Source organism: Immundisolibacter sp. (assembly GCF_028696615.1).
In the GTDB taxonomy this organism is placed as follows: Bacteria; Pseudomonadota; Gammaproteobacteria; order Immundisolibacterales; family Immundisolibacteraceae; genus Immundisolibacter.
In genome coordinates, this window is the sequence record NZ_JAQVGQ010000117.1 from 1 (window position 1) to 8,177 (window position 8,177).

Annotated in this window: 8 protein-coding genes; 4 read left to right on the forward strand and 4 right to left on the reverse strand. The window is 69.5% G+C overall.

The genetic code is table 11. The annotated features are described in order from the left end of the window. The 3 genes from PHC73_RS08795 to PHC73_RS08805 all read left to right on the forward strand — a co-directional run. Positions 1 to 527, forward strand: a 527-nt coding sequence (locus PHC73_RS08795) for a VOC family protein (protein ID WP_300126827.1), incomplete at its 5' end; no start/stop codon positions are given. Positions 528 to 647: 120 nt separating this feature from the next. Then, entirely contained in the window at positions 648 to 953 is a 306-nt protein-coding gene (locus PHC73_RS08800) for a hypothetical protein (protein ID WP_300126829.1), read from the forward strand. Further along, positions 946 to 2,304 (forward strand): L,D-transpeptidase family protein, encoded by a 1,359-nt coding sequence (locus PHC73_RS08805; protein ID WP_300126831.1) that lies wholly within the window; start codon positions 946 to 948, stop codon positions 2,302 to 2,304. The genes PHC73_RS08800 and PHC73_RS08805 overlap by 8 nt, the downstream gene beginning before the upstream one ends. Before the next feature lie 188 nt (positions 2,305 to 2,492). Here PHC73_RS08805 and PHC73_RS08810 read toward each other — a convergent pair whose 3' ends face one another. Continuing rightward, positions 2,493 to 3,320 (reverse strand): thioesterase family protein, encoded by an 828-nt coding sequence (locus PHC73_RS08810; protein WP_300126833.1) that lies wholly within the window; start codon positions 3,318 to 3,320, stop codon positions 2,493 to 2,495. 227 nt (positions 3,321 to 3,547) lie between these two features. Here PHC73_RS08810 and PHC73_RS08815 point away from each other — a divergent pair, with 227 nt between their 5' ends. Next, complete coding sequence (locus PHC73_RS08815; RefSeq protein ID WP_300126835.1) at positions 3,548 to 5,521, forward strand: EAL domain-containing protein; 1,974 nt, start codon at positions 3,548 to 3,550, stop codon at positions 5,519 to 5,521. On the opposite strand, the gene PHC73_RS08820 is transcribed toward PHC73_RS08815, so the two are convergent. From PHC73_RS08820 to PHC73_RS08830, 3 genes are all read right to left on the reverse strand, one after another. Continuing rightward, a complete protein-coding gene (locus PHC73_RS08820) occupies positions 5,422 to 6,078 on the reverse strand; it encodes a C40 family peptidase (RefSeq protein WP_300126837.1) in 657 nt (218 codons plus the stop codon). The two genes, PHC73_RS08815 and PHC73_RS08820, sit on opposite strands and share 100 nt — an antisense overlap. Next, positions 6,041 to 6,307 (reverse strand): MoaD/ThiS family protein, encoded by a 267-nt coding sequence (locus PHC73_RS08825; RefSeq protein ID WP_300126839.1) that lies wholly within the window; start codon positions 6,305 to 6,307, stop codon positions 6,041 to 6,043. Before PHC73_RS08825 ends, PHC73_RS08820 begins: the two co-directional genes overlap by 38 nt. 7 nt (positions 6,308 to 6,314) lie before the next feature. Then, positions 6,315 to 8,177, reverse strand: a 1,863-nt coding sequence (locus tag PHC73_RS08830; protein ID WP_300126841.1) for a molybdopterin cofactor-binding domain-containing protein, incomplete at its 5' end; no start/stop codon positions are given.

The following is an 8,177-nucleotide window of genomic DNA, read 5'->3' on the forward strand; positions in this document are numbered from 1 at the left end:
GGCTGTTCTACGGCCAGCTCAGCGGCTGCCCGTTCCATCCGGCACGCGAGTTCCGCGGCTTCAAGACCGGCGATCTGGGCCTCGGGCACATCGTGTTCATGACCCGGCACCTGGACGCCATGATGGCCTTCTACGGCGTCCTGGGCCTCAGGATATCCGACTACATCTTCATCAAGCCGGTGCAGGCCAAGGCGTATTTCATGCACCTGAACGCCCGCCACCACAGCTTCGCGCTGCTCGGCGGCCCGCACGACGCCTTCCACCACATCATGATCGAGGCGAACTCGCTCGACGACGTCGGCATGGCCAACGAGCTGGCGCTGCGCCAGGGCCGCAAGGTGACCATGTCGCTCGGCAAGCACACCAACGACCACGTGGTGTCGTTCTACACCCTGACGCCGTCCGGCTTCGAGCTCGAGTACGGCTGCGGCGGGCGCACCATCGACCGGCCGGACGACTGGCAGGTGGTCGAGTACGACGACATCAGCTTCTGGGGCCACCTGGGGCCGCTGCGCGCGCCGGTGTAAAAGGCCGCTGAAAAGGGCATCCGTGCCCCTTTTCGACTCGCGGGCCCGTCATGGCTCGGGCGCGGTGGCGCGGCGCTAGAATGCGCGTCGTTTGTTACTACGCCCGCGAGGGCCATTGCCATGAACCGCACCGATTCCGAATCCCTGTTCGATGACGTTGCCGACCGCGTGGTCGCGCTCGGCAACGAATTCCTCGATGCTCACCCCGACGCCGATGCCTGGGAAATCGCCTCCGGCATGCTGTCCGGCATCGTGCATTTCTGGCTGTACACGCACCAGCCGTGCGCCGACCCGTCGTGCCGGTCCTGCGCCGACATGGCCACCGCCGAAATGCGCCTGCAGCAGCTGCTGGACGAAACGCGCGAGTCGGCCGAGGAGAGCAGCTATTTCCACTCGCCGTACGACCGCAATGTCGGCAATGCCTGATCGCCGCCGGGCTGGCCCGACGGCGCGGCGCTACGCGCTCGGCGGCCTGCTGATCGCGCTGACCCTCACCGGCTGCATGAAAGAGCCGGTGGTCCCGCTGCCACCGCCGCCACCGAAAGCCGAGGCGCCGACGCGCGCGCCCGCGCCCGGCCCGCAGCTCGCATTCGAGCTGGCCCCGCAGCAACAGGTCGTGGGCGTCACGCAGGTGACGCGCGTACAAGGCGACGAGACACTGCTCGACATCGCCCGCCGCTTCCATCTTGGCTATGAAGAAATGGAGTGGGCCAACCGCGGCGTGGACATATGGGTGCCCGGCGACGGCCGCGAAGTGGTCCTGCCGGTGGCACAAATCCTGCCCGATGCCCCGCACCGGGGGCTGGTGGCCAACCTCGCGGCACGGCGGCTGTTCCATTTCCTGCCGGCGGATGCGAGCGGCAAACAGGGTGTGGTCAGCTACCCGATCGGCATCGGTCGCGAGGAGTTCCCGACGCCGCTCGGCACCACCCAGGTCACGCGCAAGCGCGCCTACCCCGACTGGCGGGTGCCGGCCTCGGTGCGCCGCGCCCACGCGCTGCGTGGCGATCCCCTGCCGGCGGTGGTGCCCGGCGGCCCGGACAACCCCATCGGCACCCACGTGCTCGATCTCGGCTGGCCAACCTATGTCATCCACAGCACCAACAAGCCGTCCGGCACCGGCCTGCGTGTCACGCACGGCTGCCTGCAGCTGTACCCGGAAGACATCACCCGCCTGTTCGACCAGGCCGACGTCGGCACCGAGGTGACGGTGGTCGACCAGCCCATTCTCGCCGGCTGGCAGGGCGATCAGCTGCTGCTCGAGGTCCACAAACCGCTCGAGGAACACGCCATGACGGCGAATGCCGCCGAGGCGGTGGCCACGGTCGCCATCCGCAAGGCGCTGGCGGCGCGTGGCCGCGACGAACACGACGTCGACTGGGAGCGCGTGCGCACGTACGTGCAGGCGCAGTCCGGCTATCCGCTGCCGGTGCTGCGCGGCGCACCCGAGCGCAGCGCCTTCCTGGCCATGGCGCCGTTGTATGCCCCACCGCCGATTCAGCAGGCGCAGCGCCAACCCGAGCCGGCGCCGAAGGCGGACGCCTGGTACCTTCACTTGGGCGACTACCAGGGCGAGAACAACGCCCGCAAGCTGGTCGCCCAGCTGCGCCACCTGGGGCCGCCGGTGCCCGCCACGATGCGTCCGTTCGCCGGTCGGCACGAGGTAACCGCCGGCCCGTTCCCCGACCGCCAGGACGCCGAACGCATCGCCCACCGGATCGAGGTGGAACTGGGCCTGCGCGGCGAGCTCAAGCGGCCGGCCGACGCCGGCGCCTGAGAGCTTGTGAATTTTTCAAGCTCCGAGGCCGGCCAGGGATGGCCGGACGCGAATCGAGCCCGTAAGGGCTTGATTCGCGGGAGCACGTCCGGGCGTGTACCGGACGGGCGACGCAAGCAATGCGCAGCACGCGCATTTCTTCACAAACCCTGAGCCGGCGCGCGGCGGGCCGACCACAGGACGATACGTCAGCCTCTGCCGGCTGCCGGGCCGCCGATGATGGCCAGCTGCCGCGACAGCGCCACCAGCCGGCCGCGGCTGTCCCACAGCTTGCCGTCCTCGTGCAACAGCCCGCCGGCCACGTGATGGGTGACGAAGTCGGCGCGCAGTAAACCCGGCGCCGGCACCTGCTGCACGTGCACGGTCAGTTCCACGGTGGGCACCCAGCCGGCGAAGCCGACCCGGCGGAACAGCGGCGGCGGCAGGGCGTCGGCAAACAGTGGCAGCGAGAACACGTCCGGCGCGGTGCCGTCGGCGAAGCCCAGCCAAGCGCGCAGCTCGGGCTCGGCGCTTGGCTCGCCGTTGTGCCAATGGCTGGCCGTGGCCGGATCAAGCCGCGCGATCAGCTGCTCGTGGATCGCCGCCGCGCGCGGCATGAGCTGCGCCATCGGCACGCAGCGCTCGGGCTCCGGCAGCAGCGGCGCGTGCTCCACGGCCAGGTCGATGCCAGTACTGCCGGCCAAGTCGGTGAACGCCCCCAAAAAGCGCACCCGCTCGCGCCCCTGCTGGATCAGGCGCGCCATGGCTGTGCCGATGCGCCGGCCACGGCGGATGACTTCGGTCTCGATGCGCACCGGCCCGGCCTCGGTCGGCAGCAGGTAATGACCGGTCAGGCTGGCCGGATGGGGCAGATCGAGCACGGCGGCCAGGGCGCGGCAGGCCACCGCCATCACATAGCCGCCGTTGGGCACCGTACCGATCGCCCAGGCACCGGCCAGCTCGCCGACAAACACCCCATCGCCGATCGGCACCAGCCGCGTGTCCTGCCCGAACCGGCCACCGTCGCCCTCGCCCATCGCCTCCACCTCGCCTTTTCGAAGGCCGCAAATTCCCGACCCTGGAATTTCTCGGCACGCTGCAGCACGGGTCACGCGCGCCGGGAAACCTGTCCTTATGGCCAATGGCGCGCCACTGGCATGCCGGACAATCGGCGTCATTGTGCCAGTCCGCGATCTGCACCATCGCCGCGGCCGGCTTGCAACACCCGGCGGACAGACCCCGCCGGCGGCACGAGGATCATGCATTGGCCGCCTACGTCGACCCGCGACATCACTGGCGCATCCTGCTGCTGGACTTGGCGACCGCGCCGGCGGGCGCGGCCCTGGCGCAGCGCCTGGGCGGCTTTGCTACGCCCGCCGTGGACCTGCGCGTGACCGATCTTGCCGGCTTGTCGGCCAGCCTGCGCGATGGCGGCGTCGACGCGGTGCTGGTTGCGGCCGACTCGCCGGCGGCCATCGGGCCGGCGCTGGTAGCGCTGCCTGCCGGCGACACGCCGCTGATCCTGGCAGTCCACACGCCTGCCGATGCGGCGACCGTTGCCGAGTGCCGGTGGCCGGCCGGCTGCGTGTGGCTACGGCGTGATTTCAGCGCCGGCGAGCTGCTGGCGGCGCTGGTGCAGGGACAGATCAACCGGGCCTTCCTGGCCGCGCCGGATGGACTCCTATTGGCGCGCGGCCAGCAGGTCCTGCTTGCCAATCCCGCCGCGAACGACCTGTTGAACCTGCCCACCGGCGCCCCAATCGCATGCCATACCCTGGAGGCGGCCGGCCCGGGCAGTGGCGAACAATCTCTGCCGGACGGACGCACGCTAGCCTGGCATTGCCGGCCGTTGGAGCCGGCCGGCGCGCTGACGCTGATCACCGTGCACGACGTCACCGAGCACCGGGCCGCCGCTCGGGCGCTCGAGTTCCGCGCCGAGCACGACACCCTGACCGGGCTGGCCAATAAGGTTCGGCTGCAGCAGGCGCTCGAAGCCGCCCTGGCGCGCGCCAAGCGCGAGGGCGACCGGGTGGCCGTGTTGTACATCGACCTCGACGGCTTCAAAGCCGTCAACGACATGCACGGCCACGAGGTGGGCGATGCGCTGCTGATCGCCGTGGCCGAGCGCTTGAGCGGCATTCGCCGCTCCGGCGAACTGCTGGCGCGCATAGGCGGCGATGAGCTGGTCATGCTGGCGCAGGGTTTCCCGCCTGGACTCGAAAGCCGCATCGCCGAGCGCGTGCTGACAGCCTTGAACACGCCAGTGCAGGCGGCGGGACGTGCTCTGCACATCGGGCTGAGCATCGGCGTGGCGGTCTATCCGGACCATGCCAGCGATGCCGATGGCCTGCTGCGCGCGGCTGACGAGGCCATGTACGCGGCCAAGCGCAGCGGCGGCAATCGCTACCAGGTGGCCCACAGCCACGTGGATGCCGTGTCGCGCCGGCGCCAGGAAATCGCCACCGGCCTCAGTCGGGGCCTGCTACGCGGCGAGTTCCACCTGCTGTATCAGCCGCTGCTGAACCTCGAGCAACAACGGTTCGTGGGGGCCGAGGCGCTGCTGCGCTGGCATCACCCCAGCGAGGGCGTGCTGCTGCCGCAGCAGTTCCTGGACGTGGCCGAGGCCAGCGGCATCATCGCCGACATCGGCGACTGGGTGCTGGAGCGGCTGTGCGCGCAGCTCGCGCAGTGGCGCTGGCGGCTCGGCGAGGAATTCTTTCTGTCTGCCAACCTGGCGGTGGCGCAACTGCGACGCCCCGACTTCGCCGGTCGCTTCCGGCGCGTGCTGCACAGCCACGGCCTGGGCGGCGACGCGGTGCACCTCGAGGTCAGCGAGCGCATCATCGCGCAGGAGATCGGTCGGGCGGTGGGCGACATCACCGGGGCGACCGACATGCATCTGGCGGTGGACGATGTCAGTCAGGGCCTGTTATCCCTGCGCAATCTCGGCAGCCTGCCCATCCGCAGTTTGAAGCTCGATCACGGCCTCATCGCCGGCTTGCCACACGATGCGCTCAGCGCCCGGCTGGTGACGAGCCTGATCGGCATCGGGCGCAGCTTTGGCTTGGCGATAGTGGCCGAGGGGGTGGAAAACGCCGCCCAGCTACGTTTCCTGCGCCAACACGGCTGCGATTACTGTCAGGGATTTCTGCTCAGCGCACCGGTAGCGGCCAGCGAACTGCCGGCGCTGGTCGACACCCCAGAATTGCTGCGCGGACTGCTGTCGGTGTCGAACTGAGCCGGGACCACCGGCCGCCCGCCCGTCTGCAGGCGGGTGCGCCAGTAGGGATCGTCGAGGCGGCTGCGCATGACCGCCTTACCACTCGACGGCGCGTGCACGAACTGCCCATCGCCGTAGTAGATGCCGACGTGGCTGACCCGGGTGCCGATCCGGAAGAACAGCAGATCACCGACAGCCAACCGATCACCGGTCACCGGCTGCACCACCGCACGCTGAGCCGCCACGGTACGCGGCAGGTCGATGCCTTGCAGGCGATAGCAGTAGCGCACCAGGCCGCTGCAGTCGAATCCGACCGCCGGCGACTCGCCGCCGGGACGATAGGGAGCGCCGATCATGGAGGCGGCGATCTGCGCCGCCAGGCGGTTGTCCGGCGCCGTCACCAGCGCGGCCGGTGGCGGTGCCGACGGACGCGCGGGCGCATGCCCGCAACCGGCGAGCCCAGCGGCGAGCAAACTCGCCCATACCAACCCGATCGACAGACCGGCGGCGACACCGCTGCGCCGGCCGCCGGCGGCTTCAGCCGCCGCCGATGGCCGGCACGAACTGCACGTCACTGCCGTCGTCGAGGGGCTGGAACAACCCCAGGTTGCTGATGTAGCCGTCGACCGCCACCGCCACCCCAGGCCGCAAGCGGCCATCGTCTTGCACGATGGCCGCCTTGAGCCCGGGATACCGCTCGTCGAGCCGCGTCAGCAGCTCGCGCACCGTGCGGCCGGGCACCTGGACCACCGCCTCACCACCGGTCAGGTGCTGCATGGTGGCCGGGATCCAGACGCTCGCCATGTCGCCGTCAGGCCACCTTGACCGACGCCGGCTTGCCTTCCTTGGCCCACAGGGCTTCCAGAACCGCGCCCGGCGACATCGGCAGCGTGGTCATGCGCACGCCGACCGCGCGGTAGATGGCGTTGGCGACCGCCGCCGGCGGCGGCACGATCGGCACCTCGCCGGCGCCGCGGATGCCGAACGGATGACCCGGGTTCGGCGTTTCCAGGATGACCGTGTCGATCATCGGCACGTCCAGCGCGGTCGGCATGCGGTAGTCGAGCAGGCTGGCGTTGGCCAGGCGGCCATCCTTGTTGTACCAGTAGCCCTCGTGCAGCGCCCAGCCCAGGCCCTGCACCACGCCGCCCTGCATCTGGCCTTCCACATAGTCCGGATGCACCGCCTTGCCGACGTCCTGGAAGGCCGTGAAGCGCAGGATCTGCACCTTGCCGGTCTCCGGATCGACCTCGACGTCGCAGATGTTGGCGGCGATCTGGAAACCGACGCCGTGCGGGTTGGCGGTGAAGTCGGCCGAGATCGGCCCGCCGGTCTCCTCCATGCGCGCCGCCACTTCCTTGAAGTGCATGCGCCGGTGCGGGTCGTTGCGGTCGACGAAGTCGGCCACGCCGGCGGTCTCGACCGTGCAGTCCACGTTGGCGACGTCGGTTTCCCACATCATCGCCACGCGCTGCTTCATCTGCTCGATCACCTTCTCGGCCGCCTTGATGATGGCGTAGCCGGTGGCGAACGTGGTGCGGCTACCCACCGACTGGAAGGTGTAGCCGATCGAGTCGGTATCGGACACGCTCGAGCTGATGTCGCTGAGCGGCACACCGAGCGCCTCGGCCGCCTGCATGGCCAGCGTCATGCGCGTGCCGGACAGGTCCGCGGAGCCGGTGGCGAGGTTCACCGTGCCGTCGACGTTGACGTGCAGCTCGCAGCTCGAGGTCAGCCCGGCGCCGAACCAGAAGGCATACGATACGCCGCGGCCGCGGTTCGGGCCGCCCAGCGGCGCCGTGTAGTGCGGGTGCTTCTTGACCGCTTCGAGCATTTCGATGGAGCCGATCGGCGGCACCGGCATGCCGATGATCAGCCGGTCACCGGCCTTGGTGGCGTTCTTGAGGCGGAAATCGATCGGGTCCATGCCGCATTTTTCGGCCAGCTCGTCGATCACCGTTTCCACCACGAAATTGGCCTGCGTGGCGCCCGGCGCGCGGTAGGGCTTGATCTTCGGCTTGTTGACCATCACGTCGTAGCCGTCGATGACCACGTTCGGGATGTTGTAGCGGGTGAGCGCGCACAGCGAACCCGGCGCGATCGGACCGCCCGGGTAGGCACCGGCCTCGTACAGGAAGTACAGATCGGCCGCCACCAGCGTGCCGTCCCTCTTGGCGCCGATCTTCACCCGGCAATAGGTGCCGGAACTCGGTCCGGTGGCCTTGAGCACCTCGGCGCGCGTCATGGCCATCTTGACCGGCCGACCGGTCTTCTTGGCCAGCAGCGCCGCGAGCGGGTCCAGATACACCACGTCCTTGCCGCCGAAGCCGCCGCCGATTTCCATCGGGATGACGCGGATCTGCGACAGCTGCATGTTCAGGATCGAGGCCAGGAAGTCGCGGATCGCGAACGCGCCCTGGGTCGAAGTCCATACCGTCAGGTGCTGGTCGCTGTCCCAGCGGCAGGTGGTGACGTGGGTCTCGATGTAGCCCTGGTGCACGGTGGCGGTGGTGTATTCGCGCTCCACCACGATGTCGGCGTCCTTGAAGCCCTGCTCCACGTCGCCGGCGGCCAGCTGAAGGCGCCCGGCATTGGGCAGTGCCTTCTGGGTCGGGAACAGGAAGGCGCCCGGCACGTAGTCGTCGTGCAGCACGATGGCGCCGTCCTTGACGTC

Coding starts and splice junctions, on each gene's coding strand:
- PHC73_RS08800 (WP_300126829.1), top strand. CDS start 648: ATGAACCGCACCGATTCCGAATCCCTGTTCGATGACGTTGCCGACCGC.
- PHC73_RS08805 (WP_300126831.1), top strand. CDS start 946: ATGCCTGATCGCCGCCGGGCTGGCCCGACGGCGCGGCGCTACGCGCTC.
- PHC73_RS08825 (WP_300126839.1), bottom strand. CDS start 6,307: ATGGCGAGCGTCTGGATCCCGGCCACCATGCAGCACCTGACCGGTGGT.
- PHC73_RS08810 (WP_300126833.1), bottom strand. CDS start 3,320: ATGGGCGAGGGCGACGGTGGCCGGTTCGGGCAGGACACGCGGCTGGTG.